Annotated in this window: 17 protein-coding genes and 1 tRNA gene; 7 read left to right on the plus strand and 11 right to left on the minus strand. The window is 70.6% G+C overall.

What is annotated here, in order from left to right; genetic code table 11:
• Positions 1-2: 2 nt before the first annotated feature.
• The 9 genes from IF00_RS0107255 to galU form a co-directional block, all read right to left on the minus strand.
• On the minus strand, positions 3-6,104 hold the full coding sequence (locus tag IF00_RS0107255) for an RHS repeat-associated core domain-containing protein (protein WP_245234453.1): 6,102 nt from the start codon (positions 6,102-6,104) through the stop codon (positions 3-5).
• Between the two features lie 433 nt (positions 6,105-6,537).
• Positions 6,538-10,932 carry an FG-GAP-like repeat-containing protein gene (locus IF00_RS44890; protein WP_063740636.1) on the minus strand — a complete coding sequence of 1,465 codons (4,395 nt, stop codon included), beginning with the start codon at positions 10,930-10,932 and terminating at the stop codon, positions 6,538-6,540.
• Positions 10,933-11,289: 357 nt separating this feature from the next.
• Positions 11,290-11,363: transfer RNA gene (locus IF00_RS0107270), tRNA-Ala, on the minus strand.
• A gap of 96 nt (positions 11,364-11,459) precedes the next feature.
• Complete coding sequence (gene sepX / locus IF00_RS0107275) at positions 11,460-12,500, minus strand: divisome protein SepX/GlpR (protein WP_030315491.1); 1,041 nt, start codon at positions 12,498-12,500, stop codon at positions 11,460-11,462.
• Positions 12,501-12,637: 137 nt separating this feature from the next.
• The gene (locus tag IF00_RS0107280; RefSeq protein WP_063740637.1) at positions 12,638-13,207 is read right to left on the minus strand and encodes a GNAT family N-acetyltransferase; all 570 of its coding nucleotides are present in this window, start codon (positions 13,205-13,207) and stop codon (positions 12,638-12,640) included.
• Between the two features lie 38 nt (positions 13,208-13,245).
• Complete coding sequence (locus IF00_RS0107285; RefSeq protein ID WP_030315496.1) at positions 13,246-13,716, minus strand: MogA/MoaB family molybdenum cofactor biosynthesis protein; 471 nt, start codon at positions 13,714-13,716, stop codon at positions 13,246-13,248.
• A 110-nt stretch (positions 13,717-13,826) separates the two neighbouring features.
• Positions 13,827-14,312, minus strand: a complete 486-nt coding sequence (gene moaC / locus IF00_RS0107290) for a cyclic pyranopterin monophosphate synthase MoaC (protein ID WP_030315498.1) — start codon at positions 14,310-14,312, stop codon at positions 13,827-13,829.
• Between the two features lie 57 nt (positions 14,313-14,369).
• Positions 14,370-15,758, minus strand: a complete 1,389-nt coding sequence (gene glp / locus IF00_RS0107295; RefSeq protein WP_030315500.1) for a molybdotransferase-like divisome protein Glp — start codon at positions 15,756-15,758, stop codon at positions 14,370-14,372.
• A 4-nt stretch (positions 15,759-15,762) separates the two neighbouring features.
• Positions 15,763-16,674, minus strand: coding sequence for a UTP--glucose-1-phosphate uridylyltransferase GalU (galU, locus tag IF00_RS0107300; protein ID WP_030315502.1), 912 nt, complete (start codon positions 16,672-16,674; stop codon positions 15,763-15,765).
• Between the two features lie 104 nt (positions 16,675-16,778).
• Between galU and IF00_RS0107305 the strand changes: the two genes are divergently transcribed.
• Positions 16,779-17,372: a 5-formyltetrahydrofolate cyclo-ligase gene (locus tag IF00_RS0107305; RefSeq protein WP_030315504.1), complete on the plus strand. Its 594-nt coding sequence runs from the start codon at positions 16,779-16,781 to the stop codon at positions 17,370-17,372.
• Here the strand turns inward: IF00_RS0107305 and IF00_RS0107310 are convergent, their stop codons facing one another.
• A complete protein-coding gene (locus IF00_RS0107310; protein ID WP_030315506.1) occupies positions 17,373-20,135 on the minus strand; it encodes a penicillin acylase family protein in 2,763 nt (920 codons plus the stop codon).
• A 247-nt stretch (positions 20,136-20,382) separates the two neighbouring features.
• Between IF00_RS0107310 and IF00_RS0107315 the strand changes: the two genes are divergently transcribed.
• The 6 genes from IF00_RS0107315 (at position 20,383) to mscL (ending at position 26,137) form a co-directional block, all read left to right on the plus strand.
• Positions 20,383-21,945, plus strand: coding sequence for a potassium/proton antiporter (locus tag IF00_RS0107315; protein WP_078944573.1), 1,563 nt, complete (start codon positions 20,383-20,385; stop codon positions 21,943-21,945).
• 252 nt (positions 21,946-22,197) lie between these two features.
• Positions 22,198-23,469 (plus strand): MFS transporter, encoded by a 1,272-nt coding sequence (locus IF00_RS0107320; RefSeq protein WP_030315510.1) that lies wholly within the window; start codon positions 22,198-22,200, stop codon positions 23,467-23,469.
• Between the two features lie 68 nt (positions 23,470-23,537).
• On the plus strand, positions 23,538-23,870 hold the full coding sequence (locus IF00_RS43455; protein WP_078944574.1) for an FmdB family zinc ribbon protein: 333 nt from the start codon (positions 23,538-23,540) through the stop codon (positions 23,868-23,870).
• A gap of 109 nt (positions 23,871-23,979) precedes the next feature.
• Positions 23,980-24,825, plus strand: a complete 846-nt coding sequence (locus IF00_RS0107330; protein ID WP_030315514.1) for an S-methyl-5'-thioadenosine phosphorylase — start codon at positions 23,980-23,982, stop codon at positions 24,823-24,825.
• Between the two features lie 124 nt (positions 24,826-24,949).
• Positions 24,950-25,498, plus strand: coding sequence for a CpaB family protein (locus tag IF00_RS0107335; protein WP_037637701.1), 549 nt, complete (start codon positions 24,950-24,952; stop codon positions 25,496-25,498).
• 114 nt (positions 25,499-25,612) lie between these two features.
• A complete protein-coding gene (mscL, locus tag IF00_RS0107340) occupies positions 25,613-26,137 on the plus strand; it encodes a large conductance mechanosensitive channel protein MscL (protein WP_037637703.1) in 525 nt (174 codons plus the stop codon).
• A gap of 19 nt (positions 26,138-26,156) precedes the next feature.
• On the opposite strand, the gene IF00_RS0107345 is transcribed toward mscL, so the two are convergent.
• A complete protein-coding gene (locus IF00_RS0107345; RefSeq protein ID WP_030315523.1) occupies positions 26,157-26,375 on the minus strand; it encodes a hypothetical protein in 219 nt (72 codons plus the stop codon).
• Positions 26,376-26,377 lie beyond the last annotated feature (2 nt).

Consider the following 26,377-nt stretch of genomic DNA (forward strand, 5'->3'; position numbering starts at 1 on the left):
CCTCATCGCGGCTGGATCCCTGTCACTTGCTTCGCTTCGAAGGGGACACGGTTCGCCGGAATCTGCGAGTAGTTCACCGGCTTCCATGCGGTCACGTCGAAGGTCCCCCACGTCTTGGTCGTGGTCCTGCCGTCCCGATGATGGTAGGTCGTGTTGTAGAGGGAGAGAACGCCTGCGGGCGACAGACCCCAGCGCTCCCCCTTCTTGCCTTCCCAGGTCTTCGTCATGGTCTGGGTGTCACCCCTGGTGTTCGTCGTCGAATCGGTCCAGGCCCAGGAACCGTTGACACCGACGGTGACGTCGAACTTGGCCTCGGCCACCAGGGGAACCTTGCCCTTGACCTCTGTCCCCAGCGTGAGGCTGGCACCGTAGGTCTTCGCGTACTGCTCCGTGGTCGCGATCTGCGAGTTGATTGAGTACGCGTACGCGAAGGTCTCCTTGTCCGCATCCACGAGCTCGTAGAGCGTGCTGGTGTCCCGGTCGGTGTAGTCATCGGTGTAGACATTCATGGTGTCGGACCAGAGGACGTCCGAGCCGCCGTCGGGCACGTGGACTCCCTGGGGCAACTTCGGCGGCAACGGCCTGCAGCCGTCGCAGTAGTGGGGCGCCGCGTAGGTGCCACCACCGCCGCCACCACCGCCGCCACCGCCACCGCCGCCGCCACCGCCGCCGCCGCCGCCGCCGCCGCCGAGATTGACGCAGCACGCCTTCTTCGTGCCCGCCTTCTCTTCCGGCGAGCAGTTCTTCAGGTCGTACAGGCAGGAGTTCGGCATCGAGCCGATCTCCGTGCCTGCCGGGTCCGTCTGGGTCACCGGGTTGTTGTTGCCGTAGCCGTAGCCGTTGTGCTGGCGCGGGTCGTCGGTGACGAAGAGCGGGTCGACCGAGACGAAGCGGCCGAGGGCCGCGTCGTACTCGCGCGCGCCGAGGTGGATCAGGCCGGTCGCGGTGTCGTTCGTGCCGCCGACGAAGCCCTTCTCCCCCGCCCAGGCGGCCGGCTGGCTGCCCCGGGCGCCGCCGAAGATCGCGGTCTTGCGGCGGGTGACGGTCTGGGCCGCGTCGGCCGTGATCTGGGTGGTGCCCGTGCCGTGGTGGTCGGCGAGCGTGAAGCTCAGCTTGCCGCCGGTGCGCACCGCGATGATCCGGTCACCGGCGCCGTAGTAGCGGGTGCCGGTCAGGACACCGGTCTTGGAGACGTGCAGTTCGTTGCCTCCCGGGAGGTACAGGGTCGTGCCGTCGGCGTCCTTCGCCGCGAGCCGCTGGCCCTCCGTGTCGTACAGGTAGCTCGCCTTCTCCGTCGTCCCCTCGGTGACCGACGCGAGGTGCCCCCGGTCGTCCCACGCGAGGTTCTGCTGGGCCGCGGCGCCGATCTTGCGGGTCTCGGTGTTGCCCGCGGCGTCGTAGGTGAAGGTCTCGTCGTGTGCGTTCGTGCCGGTCTGCGTGACCTTCGGCAGCCTGTGGGTGCCCGCGGCCGGGGCCGCGTAGGTCCGGAGCGTGTCGGCGGCCGGGCCCGAGGCGGTCTTGTGCTGCGTCTCGGTCTTGCGGTTGCCGACGGCGTCGTAGGTGTACGACGTCCAGTAGGCGTCCTGGCCGCCGACGGCGGTCGTGGAGGGCGCCGCGGCGCAGGCCGTGCCGGTGTTGGTCCAGGCCTCGGTGATCCGGGCCAGCGGGTCCAGCGTGAAGCACTGGGTGTCCGTGGTGCGGGCCGCGTCCTGGCCGTAGCCGGTGGCGATGGAGGTGATGTTGCCGGCCGGGTCGTACCCGTACTTCGTGTCCTCGACCCGCTGCGGTGCCAGGTCACGGTCGGTGAAGGTCTGGGTCAGCGCGCCGGTGTGCTCGTCGTAGATGTTCGAGAGGACGACCTTCTGTCCGAAGGATCCGAGGTCCTGGCGGATCAGCCGGCCGTAGTGGTCGTAGGTGCCCGCCGACATCAGGGCGTCGCTGCCAGCGCCGACGGTGTTGAGCAGTCCGGTGACCGGGCTGTAGCTGTTGGCGACCTTCTCCGCCGGCAGTCCGCCCATGGCGGGCTGCATGGTCCACATCACCTGGCTGGTGTGGGGGTTGTAGGAGGTCGTCCACTTGTAGACGCCGGCGGCCGCTCCCTCGCGCGCCGGGATGGTCAGCTGGGTGCCGACGGGCTTGTAGAGGGGGTTGTAGGAGGTCACGGCGGACTCGTACGCCTGGCCGCCGGCCCAGGAGCTCGCCTTGCTGAGCTGCCCCTTGGCGACGGTGTCGTACTCCCAGGACGCGAGGGTCGTCGTGCCCTTCTTGACGGCGGTCTTGCGGCCGAGCGCGTCGTAGTCGGTGTGCAGGGTGCGCAGCCGGGCGTCCGTGACGTCGACGGGCCGGTCGGCCGCGTCGTACGTGGTGCTGACCGTCCCCTTGTCGGGGTCGTCGATCCGCACCTGGCGGCCGCGGGCGTCGTAACCGTAGTTCCACTCGGCGCCGGACGGGTTGGTCAGCCGGTCCACCCGGCCCTTCCGGTCGAAGCGGTAGAGCGTCGAGGTGTACTGGGTGCGGGCCGCGTCCACGTACTGGCGCAGTTCGACGGTCCGGCCGAGCGCGTCCATGACCTTGGTGCTCGCGATGCCGCCCTTCGGCGGGACCACGGTGGCGGTGTCACCGGTGTAGCTGGTCGTGGTGCGCTTGGTCTCGTCGCCGAACCTGCGCGAGATCACGGCCGTGATGCGCCCGGCGCCGTCGAACACGGTGTCCGTGGACGCCGGGTACTTCAGCTCCTGGCCGGTGACGAGGGCGGGCTCCGCCGCGCCGGTGGCGTAGTAGACGCCGGAGGAGCGCCAGGCCTGCCCGCGGGTGTCGTAGAAGCTCTCCGTGACGAGCCGTCCGGAGAGGTCGGGCGAGGTCTCCTGGGTCTGCCGCGGGCGCAGCATGCCGTCGTAGAAGGAGTAGGACGTCCGGTAGTCGGCGTCGTGGGTGAGTGACCTGCTGGTGACGACGATCGGGCCGTCGTTGCGGACCTGGTACTCGAAGGCGTGGTGGGGGGAGTCGGGGTAGGTGACGGCCGACCGGGTCGGCAGCCACACCTTCGTCTTCCGTCCGACCCCGTCGTACGCGGTCGTGGTCACCTTGCCGTTGGCGTCGCTGACCTGGGTGGGCAGACCGCGCCGCGGGTCCATCGTGGTCGTCGCCGCGTGCCCGAGCGGGTTGGTGACGAGCACGGTGGCCGGCGCCTCCCCGGTGGCCGGGGTGTAGCGGGTCGTGGTGACCTTGCCGTGGACGTCCGCCGCCGACAGCGCTCGGCCGTAGATGTCGAAGTCGGCGGCGGGGGTGGTGGACACCGCGTCGTAGCCGGTGCCGGCGCCGTTGATCCGCTCGCTCCTGGTGACGTTGCCCCGGGTCGGCGCCGCGCCGAACGCGCCGCCGTCGTAGGACGTGCGGACGTCGTCGATGACGTCGGCCGAGGTCGTCGGGCTGCCGCAGGGGACGGCGACGATCAGCTTCCTGCCGACCGTGTCGAGGATTCCGGCGGTCGTGTTGCGGGCGTAGCTGGTGGTGGTGCACCGCTCGTCGCCGGTGCGGGCGGTGTCGCCGGTCTCGGAGACGGACGCGATCATGCCGTACGCGTCGAAGGTGCGGGTGAGTTCGGTGGTGCGGGTGCCACCGGTGACGGTGGCCCGTGCCTCCTCCTTCTGGATGCCGGTGCGGTAGGCCGTCAGGGCGGGCAGCCCGGAGCGGGTGCGGGAGGCGACGGCCTCCGAACGCCACGGGGTGTACGAGGTGGCGGTCAGCGGCTTCGAGGTGTCGTCGCCGTTGTACGTGACGCTCTCGCGGACCATGCCGGCGAACTGCTCGCGGTCGGTGGCCCCTTCCCCGGCCGAGTCCTTGACGGTCGCGCCGTCGCGTCCGCGGAAGTAGCGCCGTTCTGTGAGGGTCCTCGGGTCGGACGCGGCACCGACGCGGGTCTGGACCCGCCCATAGCCGCGGGAGACGGAGTACGTCCGGTCGTCGGCCTTGGTGATCTCGTCGGTGCTCTTCGTCCAGGCGGCGCCGTCGAGGTAGCTGTAGGTGGTCACCTTGTCGGGGGACTCGACGAGGTTGTCGCCCTCGACCACCTGGGTCGCCACATAGGTGTTGAACCAGTCGAGCTTGCTCTCGTACCCCTCGAACGCCCACTTCACCGGGTAGCAGCGCCGGTCGTTGCTCGCGTCCGGCGCGGGCAGGTCGGACGCCGTGCAGTCCGGCTGCGTGTAGGTGACGCCGATGGTGCCGCCGGTCTCGGTGGTGATCTGGTAGAGCCTGAGCCGGATGAACGGGGCGAGACCGTCACCGGTCTTGTCGACCCGGTTGGCGCGCTGCTCTCCCGCGAAGGTGACGGGCGGCAGCTTGACCGCCGCTCCGGCCTTGCCCGTGCGCTGGACGGAGCTCAGCCACAGCGGTCGTGAGATGCCGTCACCTGCGGCGGGGAAGCCCTGCGTCAGGGTCCACGAGTCGACGTCCTTGTACGTGCCGCCGGTCAGCACCTGGGTGCTGATCCCGGTGAGGCGCTTGCGCGACCAGAACGTCGGCGAGTAGTTGTCCTCGCACTCGGTCGCCCCGTCCTTGCAGTACGCGTCGTACGGGACGTCGGGCCAGTTCCCGGCGTTGGTCTCGTCGAAGGTGCCGCAGTCGGTGAGGCAGCGCTCGCCGACGCCGAACTCGACCTTGCCCATGGCCTTGCCGGTGTAGACGGCGTCGTCGCGCAGGCCGTACTCGATCCGGTCGAGCCAGCCGCCGCGGACGTACGGGGTGACGGTCGCCTTGCCGGTGGTCTCGGAGACGTTACGGCCGTAGTTGTTCTTCTCGGTGTTCCAGTAGTACGCCATGGCGTTGCCGTGCGGGTCGACCACGTAGTCGAGCTGCCAGCGCCAGGCCTGCTGGCACCAGCCGTCCGCGAACGAGGAGTCGTGGCAGGGCTCGCCCGTCTGGTTGCCGAAGACCGGGACCGTCCAGGTGGAGTTGGTGACCGGGTCGTCGTCGTCGGGCGTGACGGTGCCGCCGTCGCGCCAGCCGGGCAGCCGGTTCCGGCCGAAGAAGTACTGGGTGCCGTCGGTCGTGGTGACCTTCCAGTGCTCACCCTTGCCGTCGACGCCGTCCGTGCCCGAGTCGCCGTTGGCCGCGCCGGTCAGCTTCTCGATGTCGGCTCCGGAGCCGCCGGCCTCGTGCCAGCCCTTGCCGTCCTCGTAGACCAGCTCGGTGCTCTTGCCGCCCAGGTTCATCGTCGCGTTGTCGTTGAACCAGCACAGGTCGCCCACGCGCGTGGTGTTCGTCGCGCCGGTCTGGTCGTCGTTGCACGCCTTGTAGCGGCGCTCGATGAAGCCCGGCTCCCAGTTCCAGCCGTCACCGATCCACGAGGGCTGGTTGTTGGAGGCCGCGGTCCGGCCGTCCACGGCCTGCGAGGAGTAGTCGAGGGAGATCGCCGGCTGCAGCCCGCCGGGAACCGTCGGCACCTCGACCGGATACGTCCAGGCGAAGGAGCCGTTCCCCTCGCCGGCGCTCCAGGTACCGGAGGTCGACAGGCTCGTCGCCTTGTAGTCGCCCGACGAACCCTCGGCCCCCGCCGTCGCAGCGAGCACGGTCGCGCCGGACAGCGCGACCGGCGCGGACAGGGTGCCCGCGCGGGTGTCGTTCGTGGTCTCCAGGGGCGTCTGCACCCGGCAGGCGTCCTTGTCGGGGGTCGTCAGGGCGCAGGCCGGGAGCCGTACGAGGCGGAGCCGGGAGGCCCAGTCGCCGCCGTAGGCGTCACGGAAGCCGGAGTAGTCCACCTCGACGCGCGTGCCCGCGGTCCCGGCCCTGCCCGCCCGGCCGGCCGTCTCGGCCCCGGTCCTCGCGGGCGTGCCCGTCTTCCTCGCGGCGGGGGCGTCCGTACGGTCCAGGGAGAGCAGCAGCCCCTCGACGCCGATGCGCCGGGCGGCCTGGCGTTCCTCGACCCGGACCTTGACGCGGGCCGAGGCCGCGGAGTCGGCGGTCCCGCCTCCGGTCAGCGCGACGGAGACGGGGAGGGACCCCGCCTCGACAGCTGTCGCGCCGCTGCCGGGTCCCACGGCCCGCGCACCGGCGGGCGGTGGGGTCAGCGTCACCTCTGCCGAGCCCGCGGCGGGCCAGAGCACGCGTGGCCTCCCCTTCCACGCGTGCGCCGCCGCGGCGTCGGGCTTCCTGGCTCCGCCGAAAGCGGCCTTTTCCACGGGCACCGGATTCGGCTGCTCAAGCGCCGGAAGCGGATTTCTAACCTCCGGAACAGCGGACGAAACGCCCGCCGCCGGAAGAACTCCTATCGTGACCGCGACCGCCATAACGGTAACGGATCCACGTATGCGTTGAATTCTCACACCCCACCTCTCAGGGGGACGGAAATGTCACCGAACGCTACGTGCAGCGCTCGACGGGGCGCCCACCATTTGAGGTAGATCTGAGAAAGGCTTATTTCGATATCCGAACACGCGGGACCGCTCGAATTCGAGCAATGAAAAGGGCGATGCCCGGGATGGATTCCCGGGCATCGCCGTCGTGCTGCCTCACGGTCGGGCGTGAGGCGTCGTGCCCCTAGTTGTAGGGGCGGAGGATGGTGGCTCGCGACCAGGTCCAGCCGGTCTCGGTGCCCCAGCCCGCCTTGTGGTAGTCGAAGCCCGTGGCCGTCGCGACGTGGGTGAACGTCTTGACGGCTCCGGTGGAGTAGCCGTAGAAGCTGCCGATGTCGTCCTTGCCGTCACCGTTGTAGTCACCCGGCAGGTACTGGGCGCCCTGGTAGTACCAGTTGCCGGTCGGCACGTCGAGGCTCTTGACCGCGGCACCGAACTTGCCGTCGCGCGCCGACGAGGCGGGCAGCTTGAACAGGGCGTCGTGACCGTCGGCGTAGTCGTACCAGAAGGCGACGTCGTCGAGACCGTCCCCGTTGAAGTCGCCCGCGTGCGGGAAGGTACGGCCGAAGCTGCCCCAGGTGGTGCCGTTCTCGGACCAGGACACGGTGCTGGTCTGCGGGAAGACGCCGCCGGCCTGCGCCGGGAAGGTGTGCATCTTCAGCGCGCCGTCGGAGTAGCCGTACAGGGCGGCGATGTCGTCCCGGCCGTCACCGTTGAAGTCACCGGTGACGAACTTGCTGTTCGCCACGTGCCAATTGCCCGCCGCCATCTGCGCGGAGCCGAAGGGCGCGTTGAAGCCGCCCTGCGGGTTCGCCGTGAAGGTGAAGATGGTGTCGTTGCCCGCCGCGTACCCGTACCAGGCGGCGATGTCGTCCCGGCCGTCACCGTTGAAGTCACCGGCCAGCAGGGTCATCGAGGCGGAGTAGTAGCCGCCCTTGCCCGAGGTCCAGGACGGGAAGGGGGCGTTGAATCCGCCGCCCGCCTTGCCGGTCGCGGTGAAGAGCTTGACGACGCCGTCACCGTAGTCGTACAGCGACGCCTGGTCGGCCCGGCCGTCACCGTTGAAGTCACCGGTGACGAACTGCATCCGGTCGACGTTCCAGGTGCCCACCGCCGACTCGTAGGACTTGACCGGCGCGCGGAACGTGCTGTCCGAGTTGGACTGGAAGGTGTGCAGCGCGGAGGTCCCGGCGGAGTACGCGTACCAGGCCGCCATGTCGCTGCGGCCGTCGCCGTCGTAGTCGTGCCGGACGACGGTGTTGGTCGACCACTTCGACCGGCCCGCCGCGTCGTACACGACCAGGCTGCCGCGGTCCTGGAGGAGCGCGTAGCCGTTGGCGGCGGCCACGTTGGAGGACCACAGCTGGGCACCGGCCGCGCTGGTGACCACGAGCTTGCCGTCGGACTGCATGACGGCCTTGGCTCCGGTGTTGCCGGCCGTGTTCGAGCTCCACAGCACGGCGCCCGCGTTGGACGTGACGACGAGGTTGCCGTCGGTCCGCATCGTGAGCTTGGCGGCGTTGGAGGTGTACGTGGTGCCCGACGGGATCGTGGTGCCGGAGGGGATGTAGGCCCCGCCCGTCACACCGTCGATGGTGAAGCGCGCCCCGAACTCGAGCGTGCTGGTGGCGGAGGGCACGATGCCGCGCCAGCCGACCAGGGTGTTGTCCGAGGCCTTGCGGGCCCACAGCTCCGCGCGGCGCTCCTGGACCGGGTCGTTCGTGAGGTCACCGGAGGAGCCCACGACCGGGTACAGCGCCTTGGTGACGCCCGAGCCGATCTTGAGCCGGTTGGCCGGGATGCCCAGGGTGGCGGTGTTCAGGCCGCCTCCGGGTGCCTTCTGCGACCAGGCGACCATGATGTCGCCGGTCGCGTCGTCACGGAGCCAGAGGTCCGGCAGCCCGTCGAGGGAGACGTCACCCGGGGTGATGATCGTGTACTTGTCCCAGTCGGTGCCGCCCACCAGGCTCGGTGACTTCGTGAAGCCGAGGTCCAGGTCGTTGGTGGCACGGTTGCCGTAGTAGGCCCAGAGCAGCTTGCCCTGCTTGACCAGGAGGTCGGGCTGGCCGTCGCCGTTGAGGTCACCGGGGGCGGCGACCTGGTCGGCGTTGTACCAGTGGTCGTCACCGGTCCAGCTGGCCTCGCCGAAGCAGTCCAGCTCGTTCGGGACCGGGCAGGTCACCGACAGTTCGGTCCGCTGCTCCGGGTCGATCCGGCCCTGTCCGTCGTTGTCGTAGACGTAGATCTTCTTCTTCTTGTCGACGTCGTCGTACTCCAGGCTGACGAGGTCGTTGTAGCCGTCCTGGCCCCAGTCGCCGAAGGAGGAGACCTGCTTGTCGGCGAACGAGGCGCCGCCGTTGGTGGCGTTGCTGAACTCGCCGGAGCCCTGGCCTGCGTACGTCAGGAGTGTTCCGTTCCCGTCCACGGCCCAGATGTCGCGGTTGCCGTCGCCGTTCAGGTCGAACGCCTGGTCCCGCATCGCCGAGCGGCTCGCGTAGAAGATGTACGTGGCCGTGTCCGAGCGGTTGCCCGCCTTGTCGACGCTGTACGCGTACACGAAGTGCGGACCGTAGCTGGGCGGCGTGATGTTCACCGGCACGTTGACGCCCACCGGCGTGACGTCGGGGTCGGTGTCCGTCCAGTAGTGGTACTGGACCACGTCCGTGACGCCGTTCGGGGCGAAGGTGAACGCACCGGGCTTCCGCGCCGGGCCGGTCCCCTGGGGCCAGCCCTTCTCGCCGTTCGGGAAGACCGTCGAGTTGATGATCGGCGGGGAGCTGGGGCGCGTCCGATCGACGGTGAACTTGCAGGTCACCGAGGTCGGACCCCAGGCACCGTCCTGGTCCTTCGTGGCCACGTTCCAGGTGTAGTCACCCGTCGGCAGGTCGACGTCCGGCACCGCCCAGGTGGTGACCTTCTCCTTCAGGGCGGGCAGGGCCATCGTCTTGAACGGCGTGCCGGCACCCGCCTTGAACAGGTTGAACTGCGCCGTCAGGTTGCCCGCCTCCTTGTCGGAGTGCTTGGCGTACAGGCTGACGCGCGTGTTGCCGATGACACCACCGGTCTTGCAGTCGGTCTTGGGGAACGTCCCCAGGCCCGAGGGGCGCTTCGGCGCGGTGTTGTACTTGAGCTCGAGGGTGGCCGTCTTCGGGTCGAACTTCTTCCAGCCGAAGGTGTCCGACTCGTCGGAGGCGTACAGACCCAGGGTGATGTTGGCCATGCCCTGGCCCTTCGGGCCTTCCTTGGCGCGGGCCTTCACCTTGGCGGTGAGGTCGAACTCGAGGTTCCCCGCCCCACAGCCCTCGATCTCCGAGTTCCAGCCCTTGGCGTCGTTCACCGTGGACAGCCTGCTGAGCTGGGTGGGCTGGTTCCGCCACGTCGTCTTCGACGTGATGCCCGTCGTGTGCCAGAGCTCCACGGGACGGTGCTGGCAGGACCAGGACCAGGTGTTCTTGATCCGGAACGTGGCCTTCTTGACCTCGGCGCCCATGACGTCGCTCGTGTCCATCTGGAGGAACGAACGCGAGACGCGGTCCAGGCCGCCCGTCTGGGCCTCGTAGCCGACCCGGATGGGGTCGGTGGAGTTCCAGAACGAGTAGTTCGGGTAGCGCTCGTAGACGCGCGTCCAGTTCTGCCGCTCGCCCCAGGCCCACTGCGGGTCGATGAAGACCGGGTACTGCGTCCCGGGAGCGGCCAGCAGTGCCTGGTCCGGCTTGATCTCCAGGGTGTCCCCGGTGATCGCCGTCTCCATCGGCGCGTCGGTGGCACCCGGCGGCGGCTCGAAGTTGTCCGCAGGTGCCGTCGTTCCGTCATCCGCCGTCCCTCCCACGGCGTTGGCGGAGAACGCCCGGGCGCCCGCGGGCGGCTGCGTCTCGCTGGTGGTCGTCGTGGAGTCCCACATCAGGGGCGACGGGCTGGAGAACACCGCGTGCCCCGAGGGGTCCACCGCGGTGAGGCTGCCCGTTTCACCATCGACGGAGACGTCGAGCCCGACCGTGCTGAACTTGAACTTCAGGCTGTCCAGCTCGGGGTTCTGCGCGGCCTCGGCGTTCTTGACGACGAGGAGCTGCGAGAAGCCCTCGATCTCGGCCTTCAGCTGGAGGTCGACGCCGGGCAGGACCTCGGCGTAGGTGGCCACGTTCCCGGCCAGCGTGGGCGCGGGCAGCGCCTTCGGCCAGTTGAGCGTGAGCTTGCGCCCGTCCTTCACGCCGGAGAGGAGCGGAGCGGTGCCGCCGCCGGAGAAGGTCACGTCCACCAGCGACGCGGCCGGCCGTACGGCTCCGTCCTCGCCGAGGACGAGCGTCGGGTCGGTCGGTACCCAGTCGTCGTCACGGAAGACGCGGACGGCCGTTCCGTGGCGGTTCACCGTCCAGGTCCCGTCCGGCTGGGCCCAGGTGTCGGTGGTCTCGGTGCGGGCCGACTCGAGCTCGAACGGCCGGCCCGTGGTCCGGGCCTGGTCGAGGGCGTAGTCCTCCTCGCTCTGCTCTCCCGTCTGCACCGGGGTCAGATAGACCGCGGAGGCGGTCGGAGCGAGCCCGGGAAGAGCGATGAGAGCGGAACCGGCGAGAACACTCGCCAAGGCCGCGGATATGAGTCGATTTCTTCGTGATGTCACTGCTGGTCTTCCACCAGGCAGTCGGCCAACGGACACGTACACCTCGCAGAGTCGATGTTCGATGAACGTCGACAGAATGTCGGCCCTCCTGAGCGCCCGCCACCGAGTTGAGCGGAACTTGAGCTCCCGCGATCTCGCCCTCGTGGGGGAATTGTCATGACACTTGAGGGCATAGGAAGTCGCTGTTTCCTGTACTGGATTTCCGGAGAAGTGCAGAGATCCGGCTCGGCCGCCTTTCGGCTCCGGTACCCCGGCCGTAAAACTCCCGCAACGACAAGAATCCCGCCCGATCTTTCGATCGGACGGGATTCTCGGTGTCTGTGGACCTGTGGGGATTTGAACCCCAGACCCCCTCGATGCGAACGAGGTGCGCTACCAGACTGCGCCACAGGCCCTTGCGACGTGTGAAACATTAGCATCCCGACGGGCCCAGGCAAAAATCCGTTCCCGCGCAGGTCAGCCGGGGGCCGTCGCCGGCCCCCGGCGGTGGGTCATTCGTTGGCCGCCCGGGGGCGGTCGTCGTCCGCGTACTGGTCGAAGAGCGGGGTGCGGCCGTGGTCGCGGTTGCGGCGCGGAGGGGTGGTGCGCTGGCGCGGTGCCGGGGACGGGGTGGGGGCCGGGTCGGCCGCCGTGGAGGAGCGGGCCGCACTCCAGGTCTCCGGGTCCGTGATGTCGATGCCGCTCGTGGCGCGCGGGGCGACCGGGGCGGTGACGTAGGTGGGGAGCGGCACCGGGACCGGGTCCCAGCTGTCGCCGCGGGCCGGGCCGCGCTCGCGCTGCTGGTCGACCCACTCCGCGTGGTCGGTCTGCTCGACCAGGGCGCGCCGGTCCGCCTCCTGCGGGGAGGGGCCGGCGGTGGACTCGGGTGACAGCTCGGGCGTGGGCGTCGGGCGTCGGCTCTCGCGCAGCCGCGCAGCCGCCGCTTCCGCGCGCCGCCGGTCCATCACGTACACGAAGCGCCGGCGTTCCTGGACCCGCAGGTGCACGATGTACGCGCTGAGGAGCAGCGCGGGCACGGCCGGTACCCACAGGAAGGCGACCCCGCCGACGGCGGCGACGACCGCGCCGAGGGTGAAGCCGGCGAAGAGCAGCGTGGTGGTGCGGCGGCGCCGGGCGAGGACCTTGCCGCGCCGGGCGCGCTCGGCCGCCGCGCCCGTGGCGGGGCGAGCGGGCGCCGGGGCGGGGTTCGGGGCGGGTTGCTGCGCCTGCTCCCGCTCGGGGAGTTCCAGGCGCGCTTCCGTTCTGGCCGCGGGCGCGGAAAACGCCCGGACGTCGACCGAGCTCAGGTGCTCGGTCTCCGCGTCCGGGTCCACGTCGGGCGTCGGACCCTCCGCCGTACGGTCCCGCTGCTTGAGCTCCTTGGCGTATCGGCGCTCCATGCCCGCCCGTCCGGAAAGCAGCCGGATGGCGGTGCTGAAGCGTTCCGTCGGACGGGCTTCGTTCAGCTCGTCCTGCCTGCGGAGCCACATCGGTACCAAGTAGGCGGCCCAGGCCCCGACGATGACTGCGTAGATGAGGCCGCTGCTGCTCACGCCTCACACGGTAGAGGGGTTCGCGCGACGGCATCGGCCAATTGGCCCGGTGTGTCGCACGATCTGGCTGATATCACTGAACTTTTTTGTGATTGTTCAGATCGATTGACTGCCAACTACCGACTGAATTCGAACACTTATCTCATTCTTGCCTGATGCCAGCGGCGCAAGAGCCCCTCCGGCACCTCCTCCGCCGTGAGCGCGAAGACCAGATGGTCCCGCCAGGCGCCGTCGATGTGGAGGTAGCGGGGCCGCAGCCCCTCCTCACGGAACCCCAGCTTCTCGACGACCCGGCGCGAAGGCCCGTTCTCCGGACGGATGCAGACCTCCATCCGGTGCAGACCGACCGAGCGAAAGCAGTGGTCGACGGCCAGCGCGACCGCCGTCGGCATGACACCGCGCCCGGCCACCTCGCTGTCCACCCAGTAGCCCACGTGCCCGGAGCACATCGAGCCCCAGGTGATGCCCGCGACGGTCAACTGCCCGACCAGCCGGCCCCGGTACTCGATCACGAACGGCAGCATCCGCCCGGCGTTCGCCTCCGACCGCAGATGACGGACCATCTGACGGTACGTCGGCCGCTGCGCCACCGGCCCGCCCGGGGGCGAGGGCGGAACCGTCGCCTCCCAGGGCCGCAGCCACTCCCGGTTGCGCCGGTTCACCTCGCGCCAGGCAGCGTGGTCACGCATCTTTATCGGACGGAGCATCACCTCTCCGTCCACGAGAACGACCGGCCAGGTCGGGATCACGACGGTCTCGGGTGGTCGCCGCCGCGGATCTGGTCGACGGCGTGCCGCAGGATCGGCTCCAGGACGGTCAGCCCGTCCCGTACCCCGCCGGAAGACCCCGGCAGGTTCACGATCAGCGTCCCGCCCGCGACCCCCGCGAGGCCCCGCGAGAGTGCCGCCGTCGGCACCTTCTCCCGGCCGTACGCCCGGATCGCCTCCGGGATGCCCGGGATCTCCCGCTCCAGGACCCGGCGGGTCACCTCGGGCGTCTCGTCGGTGGGCGAGATGCCCGTACCGCCGGTGGTCACGATCGCGTCGTACCCCGCGGCGATGCCCGCCCGCAGCGCCGCCTCGACCGGCGCGCCGTCCGGGACGACCTGCGGGCCGTCCACGGCGAAGCCCATCCGGGTGAGGGCCTCGGCGATCAGCGGACCGCCCTTGTCCTCGTAGACCCCGGCAGCCGCCCGGTTCGAGGCCGTGACGACCAGGGCCGAGCAGGCGGCCGCCCCCTCCGTCGCCGACGAGGCCTCGGCCCCGTGCGCCTCGTGTCCCGCGTGCTCCTCGTGCTCGTGCACGCCCGACACCCGGCCGCCGCGGCTCACGACTCGCCCCGCGTCCAGTGGCCCGACTTTCCGCCCGTCTTCTCCTCCACCCGTACGTCGGAGATGACCGCGCCCTTGTCGACCGCCTTCACCATGTCGACCACCGTCAGGGCCGCCACCGAGACCGCCGTCAGGGCCTCCATCTCGACGCCCGTACGGTCCGTCGTCTTCACCGTCGCCAGGATCTCGACCGCGTCGTCGGTGACCGCCAGGTCCAGGGTCACGCCCGACACCGCCAGCGGATGGCAGAGCGGGATGAGGTCCGGGGTCTTCTTGGCGCCCATGATCCCGGCGATCCGGGCGGTGGCGAGCGCGTCGCCCTTCGGGACACCCTCGCCGCGCAGCAGCTCGATCACGCGCGGCGAGACGAGGACCCGCCCGCTGGCGCGCGCCGTGCGGGACGTGACGTCCTTCGCGGAGACGTCGACCATGCGGGCCGCGCCCGCCTCGTCGATGTGGGTGAGACCTTGCTGCGTGCTCATCGCCGTGACACTCCCGGTCGCTGTGTGGGACGACACCGTACCCCCACCCTCGCCCCCTCAGCCGAGGAGGACCACTTCCAGCTCGGCCCCCGGCTCCACGCTCTCCGTCTCCTCCGGGACCACCAGCAGGCAGTCCGCGTGCGCGAGGGCCGCGATCAGATGGGAGCCCGCACCGCCCACCGGAGTGACGGTGCCCGCCTCCGGGTCGTACGTCCCCCGGAGGAACTGCCTCCGCCCCGCGGGCGAGGACAGTGCCCTGTCGGCGGCCAGCTCGGCCCGCACCCGGGGCCGGTGCAGGTCCTCGACGCCCATCAGGGACCGGATCGCGGGCCGGACGAACAGCTCGAAGGAGACGTACGAGGAGACGGGGTTGCCCGGCAGGGCGAGCAGCGGGATCTGCTCGGCGCCGATCGCGCCGAAGCCCTGCGGCTTGCCCGGCTGCATGGCCAGCTTGCGGAAGTCGACCTGCCCGTCGGCGGTCAGCGCCTCCTTGACCACGTCGTACGCGCCGACGCTCACCCCGCCGGTGGTCACGATCAGATCGGCCCGGATGAGCTGGTCCTCGATGGTGGCGCGCAGCGACTCGGCGTCGTCGGCGACGGCACCCACCCGGTACGCGAGCGCGCCCGCGTCCCGCGCGGCCGCGGCGAGCGCGAAGCTGTTGGAGTCGTGGATCTGGCCCTCGCCCAGCGGCTCGCCGGGCTGGACCAGCTCGCTGCCGGTGGACATCACGACCACCCGGGGGCGGGGCCGCACCCGGACGGTGCCGCGGCCGATCGCGGCGAGCAGCCCGATCTGCGGCGGCCCGAGCACCGTGCCGGCCGACAGGGCCAGCTCCCCTGCCCGTACGTCGCTCCCCCGCTCGCGGACATGGGCCCCGGCCTCCGCGGCGCGGTGCACCCGGACCTCGCCGGACGCGCCCTCGGGGGCGGCGCTCGCGGCGGTCATGCCGGTGGCCGCGCCCCCGCCCGTACCGCCGTCGGTCCATTCGACGGGGACGACGGCCTCGGCGCCGGGCGGCAGCGGGGCGCCGGTCATGATCCGGGCGGCCTGGCCGGGGCCGACCTCGGGCAGGCCGCCGGCACCCGCCGCGACGTCGCCGACGACGGTCAGGACGGCGGGGAACTCCTCGGTGACACCGGCGACATCGGCGACCCGGACCGCGTACCCGTCCATGGAGCTGTTGTCGAAGGGCGGCAGGGCGACCGGCACCGTCACGTCCTCGACGAGGACGCAGCCCTGCGCGTCGAGGAGTTGCAGCTCGATGGGTTCGAGCGGGCCGACCGTCGCGAGGATGTCGGCCAGGTGCTCGTCCACCGACCACAGCCCGCGCGCGAGCCCCGCGCAGGGGTCGGCCGCCTTCTCCTCGTCGCCGTGGCCGTGATCGCCGTGATCGCCGTGGTCGTGGCCGTCGTGGGACGGCGACGGTGCCGCGCTGCTGCTCAAGGTGCTACATCTCCTCGCTGACGTATCTCCGGAGCCAGGCCCGGAAGTCCGGTCCCAGATCTTCACGTTCGCACGCGAGTCTGACAATGGCACGCAGATAGTCACCGCGGTCACCGGTGTCATAACGGCGCCCCTTGAAGACGACGCCGTGCACCGGGCCGCCGATCTTCTCGTCCGAGGCGAGTTTCTGCAGGGCGTCCGTCAGCTGGATCTCCCCGCCGCGGCCCGGCTCGGTCTCCCGCAGCATCCCGAAGACGGCCGGATCCAGCACATAGCGGCCGATGATCGCGTAATTGCTGGGCGCCTCGTCCGCGTCCGGCTTCTCGACCAGGTCCGTCACCTTCACGACGTCCGCGTCGACGGTCGCCTCGACCGCCGCGCAGCCGTACAGATGGATCTGCGAGGGCTCGACCTCCATGAGGGCGATCACGCTGCCGCCCTCCCTCTCCTGGATCTCCACCATCCGCGAGAGCAGCGGGTCGCGCGGGTCGATCAGGTCGTCCCCGAGGAGCACCGCGAAGGGCTGGTCGCCGACGTGCGGTGCGGCGCAGAGCACGGCGTGACCGAGGCCGCGCGGGGCGCCCTGGCGGACGTAGTGCATGGTGGCGAGGTCACTGGACTCCTGGACCTTGGAGAGCCGTTCGGCGTCGCCCTTCCGCGTCAGGGCCTCTTCCAGCTCGTAGTTCCGGTCGAAGTGGTCCTCCAGGGGGCGCTTGTTCCGGCCGGTGATCATCAGGACGTCGGAGAGGCCCGCCGCGACGGCCTCCTCGACGACGTACTGGATGGCCGGCTTGTCGACGACCGGCAGCATCTCCTTCGGCGTCGCCTTGGTCGCCGGGAGGAAGCGGGTACCGAGGCCGGCGGCCGGGATGACAGCCTTGCTGATCCGGCCGAGCCTGGGGAGCAAGTGATTCATGCGGTGCACCTTAGCCGTTCGGAATGAGAGGAAGATGTGGCTTCGGTTAACTTCCTTCACATAAAGACACTTTCGAGAGTTTGGCGAATTCGCATGGGGCCGACATGACACCTGAGATGTCCGAAAAGACCGTGCTGCGCAGCCGACTTCTGGCCGCCCGCGCCGCGCTGAGCGCCGAATCCCTGGCCCGCACGGCCGAATCCCTCGCCCGCCGGGGACTGGAACTCGCCGAACTCGCGGAGGCCTCCACGGTCGCCGCCTATGTGTCCGTGGGCCGCGAGCCGGGCACCCGCGCATTGCTCGACGCGCTCCACGCGCGCGGGGTGCGGGTCCTGCTCCCCGTTCTGCTCCCCGACAACGATCTGGACTGGGCGGCCTACGAGGGCCCGGAGGGGCTCGCGAAGGCCGGCCGGGGCCTGCTCGAACCGGTTGGGCCGCGGCTCGGCCCCGAGGCCGTGTGCGCCGCCGACGCCGTCCTGCTGCCCGGCCTCGCGGTCGACGGGCGCGGGATGCGCCTCGGCCGGGGCGGCGGCTCGTACGACCGGGTGCTCGCCCGGCTCACGCGCGCGGGTGCCGATCCGGCGCTCGTGGTGCTCCTCTACGCGGACGAGGTGGTCACGCGGGTCCCGGAGGAACCGCACGACCACCCCGTGCACGCGGTGGTGACCCCGGGGGGAGTCACCCGTTTCCGGCCCTGATCAGGGCTTCAGCTTCAGCGTGTCCTTCGTCGCCGCGTCGACGGCCGCCTTGCCGTAGGCCCAGTCGTACAGGTCGCCCTTCGCCCACGCGTCCGTCTGGTCGGTGTAGTGGGAGTTGAAGGCGTGACCGGAGGCACCGGTCAGGTTGATCCACCGGGACTTGTCCCAGTCGCCGACGTTGACGACCATCCGCATCGAGGGCACCCAGATGACCTCGTAGCCGCCGGCCGCGTTCCAGCCGGTGGCGTCGACGGCCGCCTCTCCGCCGCCCAGGTTCCAGGGGCCGCGGTTGAGGAGCTGCTGCACGACGCCGGGGCCGGCGGTGCCGAGGGTCTGGTTCTTCAGGGTCAGCTGGTGCAGCCGGCCCCAGCTCCAGGTGGAGACGTCCTTGCCGAGCTTGGCGGTCAGCTCCCAGCGTGCGTCCTTCATGGCGCGGGCGAGCAGCTGGTCACGGGTCTCGGTGGCCTGGTCGGTGCGGTTGCCCGGGGTGACCCACCACTCGCTCTTCTCCTGCTTGAGGAGCGGACGGACCACCTCGTACCAGCGGTCGCCGCCGTCCGGCTGCGCGGAGTCGGGGTCCCGCTGGCCGCATTCCCGTACGAGCTTGTTCTGCTCGTCGACCGGGCCGGTGGCGTCGGCCGGGCGCACGTTGATGCAGTCGCCCTCGGCGCGGAGCTCCTTGGGCAGCTTGTCGCCGAAGGACAGCTTGAGGACGTTGCGCCAGACCGCGTTGAAGTAGGCGGCGGCGGCCGAGTCGGGCTCCTGGGTGTAGTCCCAGCCCTCGAGCAGCTTCTGGGCCTCGCGGACGTACGGGTCCGAGATGTCGATCTTCAGCAGGAGCGGGTTCAGGAGGGTCGCGATCTCGCTGCGGTTGTCCGTCTGCATGGTCCGCATGTCGTCCGGCGAGATCTTTCCGCCGTCCTTGGTCTTCGACTCGATGAGGTCGTTGATCCGCTGGCTGCGCGAGCCGTAGCCCCAGTCCTTGGTGAGCAGGTCGGGGTAGTTCTCGGCGTCGATCACGGCCTGGTTGGCGGTGACGATGTAGCCGCGCTTCGGGTTGTACTCGTACGGCAGCCTGGCGAAGGGGATGTAGCCCTTCCACCGGTACGAGGAGTCCCAGCCGGGCGCGGGCAGGGTGCCGTCGCCCTTGGTGCGCTGCGGGATCTTGCCCGGGGACTGGTAGCCGATGTTGCCCTCGGTGTCGGCGTAGATCAGGTTCTGGGACGGGACCTCGAAGTTCTTCGCGGCGTCCCGGAACTGGCCGAAGTTCTTGGCGCGGTCGAGGGCGAAGATCGCGTCCATCGACCTGCCCGGCTGGAGGGCGGTCCACTGGAGGGAGACGCCGTAGCCGGTGCCGCGGTCGGGGGCGGCGTTGCCGACGGGGGCCTTCTGGCCGACCTTCTCCAGGTCGGAGGAGCGGTCGGAGACGAGCGGGCCGCGTTCGGTGGAGCGGACGGTGATCGTCCGGTCGCCGCCGCCGGCGACCTTGATGGTCTCCTCGCGGACCGTGAAGGGCTTGACCTTGCCGTCGACGAGGTAGCCGTCGGGGCCGATCTTCTCCAGGTAGAGGTCGGTGACGTCGGCGCCGAGGTTGGTGAGGCCCCAGGCGATCTTGTCGTTGTGTCCGATGATCACACCGGGCATCCCGGAGAACGTGTAGCCGGAGACGTCGTAACGGCAGGTCGCCGAGACCGAGCGGCAGTGCAGACCCATCTGGTACCAGAGGGACGGCAGCTGGGGCGCGAGGTGCGGGTCGTTGGCGAGCAGCGGCTTGCCGGAGGTCGTGTACGTCCCGGAGACGACCCAGGAGTTCGAGCCGATGCCGTTGCCGTTGGGGCCGAGGAGGGCGGGCACGCCGTCCAGGACCTCGGAGAGCGCGCCGAGCTGGGACTGCGCACCGGAGCCGTCGGAGGAACCGGAGGATCCCGAGCCGCTGCCGGGAACACCGCCCGGGGTCTCGCCGGTGGTCAGGTCCTCGTCGCCGTCGCCCGCCGTGCCCTTCGGGTCGAAGGTCCCGGAACCGTCCACCGCGCCCCGGTCGACGATCGGCTGGTGGAGCGCGTACGGGTAGTCCGGGTACAGCTGCTTGATCTGGCTCGCGCTCATCCGGCTCGTCATCAGCGAGCGGTCGATCTCGTCCTGCATGTTGCCGCGCAGGTCCCAGGCCATCGCCTTGAGCCAGGCCACCGAGTCGACCGGCGTCCACGGCTCGATCGCGTAGTCGTTGGTGAGGGCCAGGGCCGCGTACTCGACGGAGATGTCGGCGGGGTCCCGGTCCTTCAGGTAGGCGTTGACGCCCTCCGCGTACGCCTGGAGGTACTTCTTCGTCTCCGGCGACAGGACCTTGTCGTACTCCTGCTGCGCGACCCGGCGCCAGCCGAGCGTGCGCAGGAAGGAGTCCGTCTCGACCTGGCTCTCGCCGAACATCTCCGAGAGCCGGCCCGCGGTCACGTGCCGCCGGACGTCCATCTCGTAGAAGCGGTCCTGCGCCTGGACGTAGCCCTGGGCGCGGAAGAGGTCCGTCTCGTTGTCGGCGTAGATCTGCGGGACGCCGTTCGCGTCCCGCTTCACCTCGACCTCGCCGGACAGACTGTCGAGCCGGATCTCGCCCGTGGTCTGCGGGAACGAGGCCCGGACGGTGCTCACACCCCAGAACCCGCCGTATCCGACGCCCGCGACCAGAGCGAGGACCAGGACGAGGAGGATCAGGCGGGCGCGCCGCCCTTTCTTCTTGGCGGGAGGCGCGGTCGTGTTGGAGGGCATCGCTGTCCTTCGAGGGGCAGGGTGGTCCTGGAGTACGGGAGCAACCTTAGGCGCAGCGCCTGGAGGGCCCGGACGCGGTGTCCGGAAGAGAACCGTACTGGCGAGCGAGGCGGTGCAAAGACGGCGTCAAGAAAACGTTAAAGATTAGGTAAGGTAACGAAGTGTCTGCCGCTGGAGGAACGATCCAGCCGCACGCGACGGCCGCTGGAAGAACGTTCCAGCTGCATGTGAGGGGAAGGAACGGCCACTGACTGTCCACGAGCTCAACGAACTCCTGCTCATCAGCTCCCTCGTGCTGCTGATCGCGGTCGCGGCCGTACGGATCTCGTCCCGGAGCGGGCTCCCCAGCCTCCTGCTCTACCTCGGCATCGGCATCGCCATCGGCCAGGACGGCATCGGCAACGTCGCCTTCGACAACGCGGAACTGACGCAGGTCATCGGCTACGCCGCCCTCGTCGTGATCCTCGCCGAGGGTGGCCTCGGCACGAAGTGGAAGGAGATCAAGCCGGCGCTGCCCGCCGCGGTCGTCCTCTCCACCATCGGCGTCGCGGTGAGCGTGGGCGTCACGGCCGCCGCCGCCCACTACCTCGTGGGCCTCGACTGGCGACAGGCCCTGATCATCGGCGCCGTCGTCTCCTCGACCGACGCCGCCGCGGTCTTCTCCGTGCTGCGCAAGGTCCCCCTGCCGTCACGGGTCACCGGTGTCCTGGAGGCCGAGTCCGGCTTCAACGACGCCCCCGTCGTCATCCTCGTCGTCGCCTTCTCCACGGCCGGACCGGTCGACCACTGGTGGGTCCTCGTCGGCACGATCGCCCTGGAGCTCGCCATCGGCGTCGCCGTGGGCCTCGCCGTCGGGTTCCTCGGCGCCTACGGGCTGCGGCACGTCGCCCTGCCCGCCTCCGGCCTCTACCCGATCGCCGTCATGGCCATCGCCGTCGTCGCGTACGCCGCCGGTGCCATGGCCCACGGCTCCGGCTTCCTCGCCGTCTACCTGGCCTCGATGGTCCTCGGCAACGCCAAGCTGCCGCACGCGCCCGCGAACCGGGGCTTCGCCGAGGGACTCGGCTGGATCGCCCAGATCGGCATGTTCGTCCTGCTCGGCCTTCTCGTCACCCCGCACGAGCTCGTCCACGACTTCTGGCCCGCCGTCGTCATCGGCCTGGTCCTGACCGTGGTCGCCCGGCCCATGGAAGTCCTGGTCAGCCTGCTGCCCTTCCGTATCCCCTGGCAGGAACAGGCCCTGATGTCCTGGGCCGGCCTGCGCGGAGCCGTCCCCATCATCCTGGCCACCATCCCGATGGTGTCGGACATCGAGGGCAGCGAGCGGATCTTCAACATCGTCTTCGTGCTCGTCGTCGTCTACACCCTCGTCCAGGGGCCGACCCTGCCCTGGCTGGCGAAGGCCCTCAAGCTCGGCGACTCCGGCGAGGCGGCCGACCTCGGCGTCGAGTCCGCGCCCCTGGAGCGACTGCGCGGCCATCTGCTCTCCGTCGCCATCCCGGAGCACTCCCGGATGCACGGGGTCGAGGTCGCCGAGCTCCGGCTGCCCGCCGGAGCGGCCGTCACCCTCGTCGTACGGGAGGAGACGAGCTTCGTCCCCGGGCCCGCGACCGTCCTGCGGCGCGGCGACGAACTCCTCGTCGTCGCGACCGACCCGGTGCGGGACGCCACGGAACGGCGGCTGCGCGCGGTCGGCCAGGGCGGCAAGCTCGCCGGCTGGCTGGGCACGGGGGGCGCCACGGCGGTCAGCGAGCCGCACGGTACCGATCTTCGCTTCCACCGCCACGGCCAGAAACGAACATCCGGTTAATCCGAGGCATTAATTCAAGGACGGGAGCGTTTTCCCAGGCGGGAAGACGCTCCTCCCTGTACCATGAAGGCACACCTGATCGAACCAACTCTGCCTGACGCAGAGCTGGCGCGACCGTATGGCGGCCGTGGCGCCCCTCCGCAGTGGGGCCGGCCCGGTATCTACCGCAGTAACGCGCATGAGGACAGCTCTCGGCGACACCCGCACCACCATGCCGGGGGCGCGCTACCAGGCGGCAGAAAGGCCAGGACCGTGGCGTCCACGGTCATCTCGGACAAGCGGCCCGGCTACGGCCGGCTGCTGCGCACACCCGGTGCGCTGTCCTTCCTGCTTCCCGGCTTCGCCGCACGGCAGCCCTTCGCGATGCTGACCATCGGCATCGTCCTGCTCGTCCAGCACACCACCGGCTCCTTCGGCAGCGCCGGCGCGGTCGCCGCCGTCACCGGCGTCTCGATGGCGCTGTTCGCACCGCAGAGCGGCAAGCTCGCCGACCGCTTCGGCCAGCGCGCCGTCCTGATCCCCGGCGTCCTCGTCCACACCGCGTCCGTCTCCCTGCTCGTGGTGCTCGCCCTGAGCGGCGCCCCGCTGTGGGCCCTGTTCCTGGCCGCCGTGCCCGCCGGTGCCTCCGTGCCGCAGGTCGGGCCGATGGTCCGGGCGCGCTGGGCCGCCAAGCTCGACGGCACCCCGCTGATGCCGACGGCCGCCGCCTTCGAGTCCGTCACGGACGAGTTCACCTTCGTCGTCGGTCCCGTCCTCGCGACCGCCCTGTGCACCGGCGTCCACCCCGCCGCCGGTCTGATCGCCGAGGCCGCGCTCACCCTCTTCGGCGGCCTCTTCTTCGCCGCCCAGCGCGCCACCCAGCCCGCGTTCGGCATCTCCGCCGCCGGCTCCTCGGACCCGCGCCGCTCGGCGCTCTCCATCCCCGGCGTCCGCGTCCTCGTCGTCGCCTTCCTCGGCATCGGCTCCGTCTTCGGCGGCATGCAGGTCTCCCTGACCGCGTTCACCGAGGAGATCGGCAACCCCGGCGCCAACGGTCTGCTGTACGGGATCTTCGCCGCCGGCAACATGCTCGCGGGCATCGCCATGGGCGCCGTCGCCTGGAAGGTCGGCCCCCGCCGCCGCCTGATCCTCGGCTACGCCGGCCTCACCGTCGCCGCGTCGCTGCTGTGGACCACGCACTCGGTGCTGCTCCTCGGCGCCCTCGGTCTGGTCGTGGGTCTGTGCATCGCCCCGGCCCTGATCACCGGCTACACCATCGTCGAGACCCTGATCCCGGCGTCCGCCCGTACCGAGGCCTTCACCTGGCTCACCGGCGCCGTCGCGCTCGGCCAGGCGGCGGCCGTCACGGTCGCCGGCCGCCTCGCCGACGCCCACGGCGCGAGCACCGGATTCCTGGTGCCGATGGTGGGCACGGCGCTCGCCCTGGCCACGCTCCTCGCCCTGCGGTCGCGCCTCAAGCCGCGCGAGACGAGCCTCGTCGCGGCGCGTGGTATCGGTCACCGCGTGCCGGTGGCGGTGGACTGAACCCGCGGAATACGTCAGTATGGATTGTCGTTAGCACTCGATGAGTGTGAGTGCCAGGAGGAAGACAAGTGCCGACCTACCAGTACCAGTGCACCGAGTGCGGCGAAGGCCTCGAGGCGGTGCAGAAGTTCACCGATGACGCGCTGACCGAGTGCCCCCAGTGCAAGGGCCGCCTGAAGAAGGTGTTCTCGGCCGTCGGCATCGTCTTCAAGGGATCCGGCTTCTACCGGAACGACAGCCGCGGCTCGTCGTCCAGCAGCTCGCCGGCCGCGTCGAAGTCCACGACCCCGTCGTCGTCCTCGACCTCGACGTCGGACGCGAAGCCGGCCGCGTCGACTTCTTCGTCGTCCGCCTCCGCCTCCTCGACGTCCTCGTCGAGCACCGGAAGCTCGGCCGCCTGACCCCTGCGCGCCTGATTTCAGGACGCAGTCCGTACGTTCTTCGCCGAGGGCCCCGTCGTTCGCGACGGGGCCCTCGGCGTTCCCCCGCGCCCCGCATAGGGTGATCGCCATGGCCAACCAAGGTGCGTACGCGGACATCGGCGTGATCGGCGGCTCGGGCTTCTACTCCTTCCTGGAAGACGTCACGGAGGTGTCCGTCGACACCCCGTACGGCAGCCCCAGCGACTCCCTCTTCCTCGGCGAGATCGCCGGCCGGCAGGTCGCCTTCCTTCCCCGCCACGGCCGGAGCCACAGCGTCCCGCCGCACCGCATCAACTACCGCGCCAACCTCTGGGCCCTGCGCTCCGTGGGCGTCCGGCAGATCCTCGGACCCTGCGCGGTCGGCGGACTCCGCGAGGAGTACGGGCCGGGCACGCTCGTCGTCCCCGACCAGCTCGTCGACCGCACGAAGGCCCGCGCGCAGACCTACTTCGACGGGGAGCGGCGGGCCGACGGGGTCGTGCCCCGCGTCGTCCACGTGACCTTCGCCGACCCGTACTGCCCGGACGGGCGGCGTGCCGCGGTCAAGGCCGCCCGGGGGCGGGGCTGGGAACCGGTCGACGGCGGCACGATGGTCGTGATCGAGGGGCCCCGCTTCTCCACCCGCGCGGAGTCCCGGTGGCACGCGGCGGCCGGCTGGTCGGTCGTCGGCATGACCGGTCACCCCGAGGCCGTCCTCGCCCGTGAGCTGGGGCTCTGCTACACCTCGCTGGCGCTCGTCACCGACCTGGACGCGGGCGCCGAGACCGGCGAGGGCGTCTCCCACACCGAGGTGCTGCGGGTGTTCGGCGAGAACGTGGGACGGCTGCGGGAGGTGCTGTTCGACGCGGTGGGCGCGCTGCCCGCGACATTGGACCGGGACTGCCTGTGCACGCATGCGCACGACGGCTGGGACCTGGGGATCGAGCTGCCGTGAACCCCCCGGGAGGGTGAGGGAGTTGTCCACAGGCGGCGGGTGATCCCCAGGGCGGAGCGGGGAACCGGCGCGGGCCGGAGAGTGGGAGCCGATCCCATTCCCGACCAGGACGGCGGCACCCACGATGACGCACACCTTCCCCTCCCCTTCCCTCTCGCCCGTTCCGGCGCCGTGCGTGGTGCCGCCCTTCGAGCCCCTGCGGGTGCGGGGCGCCCGGCTCCGGCTGCGCAGGGCGCTGCGACGGGGCCGCTGGGCCCCCGCGGTGCTCCTGGCCCTCGTGGCGGCGGCCCTCGCCGTCACGGGCGGCGGCCCACCGCCGGGCGTCGCCGCGGCACCCCCGCCGGGCGACCGGATCGCCCCCGCCTCGGCTCGCGCACGGCCGTCCGTCGCCGTCCGGCTGGTGTCCGCTCCGGTGCGGATCGCCGACGCCGCGACCGTACGGCTGCTGCGTCCCGGTGACCGGGTCGACGTGATCGCCGCGCCCAACTCGCCGCTCGGCGGGGAGGGTGAGGCGCGGGTCGTCGCGACGGGCGCCCGAGTGGCCGAGGTTCCGCTCCCGGGCGAGACTCGTTCGGACGGAGGGGCGCTCGTCGTCCTGTCCGTGCCGCGGTCGACGGCCGCCGCGCTGGCAGGCGCCGGCGTCACCTCCCAACTGGCGGTGGCACTGTGCTGATTCGCACTGACACCCTGTCAAGTCACCGGTCCGTGTGTACGGATTGGACGGCTCTGCACCGTTCGCGGCCTAATGGCACCGCACACAGCAGCACAAGCGACGAAAGGCACCTTGGTGGCCGAGAAGAAGGAAAGTCTGATGGGCGGCTTCAAAGCCTTCCTGATGCGTGGCAACGTGATCGACCTGGCCGTGGCCGTCGTCATCGGTGCCGCATTCACCAACATCGTGAACTCGGTGGTCAAGGGCATCATCAACCCGGTCGTCGGCGCCTTCGGCACCAAGGACCTGGAGAGCTACTCGTCCTGCATCAAGGACTCGTGCGTGGTCGTCGACGGGGAGGTGCAGGGCATCCAGCTCCAGTGGGGCCTGGTCCTCAGCGCGGTCCTCAGCTTCCTGATCACCGCGGCCGTCGTCTACTTCCTGATGGTCCTGCCGATGGCGAAGATCCTCGCGAAGCGCGCGGCGCACGACAAGGCGAAGGAGGGCGTCGCGGAGACCATGGAGATCAGCGAGCTGGAGGTCCTCAAGGAGATCCGCGACCACCTGGTCTCCCAGCGCGGCCCCGTCACGGGGACCGGTACGGGATCCGGCGGCGGTTCGGGGGCCGGCGGCGGTTCGGGGACGCACCCCACCTCCTGACCGGCACCTCGTGCCGGTGTCAGAGGTGGTGCGGCGGCTTCTCGTCGAGGAAGCGCGCGAGGTCGGCGGCACTGTCGCCGGCCGGAGGCCGCTCGCCCCATCCACGGTCCGTGTCGTCCGCGGACTGCTGGTCCAGCGGATCGTCGAAGACGAGTGCCGGCTTCGGACTGTTCTCGGGGCTGGGATGTACGCCGGGCCGCTTCGCGTCTCGCGGTCCGTGGGCGGGGGCGGTGCTCATAC

The organism is Streptomyces flavochromogenes, assembly GCF_000717595.1.
Classification (GTDB): Bacteria; Actinomycetota; Actinomycetes; order Streptomycetales; family Streptomycetaceae; genus Streptomyces; species Streptomyces flavochromogenes.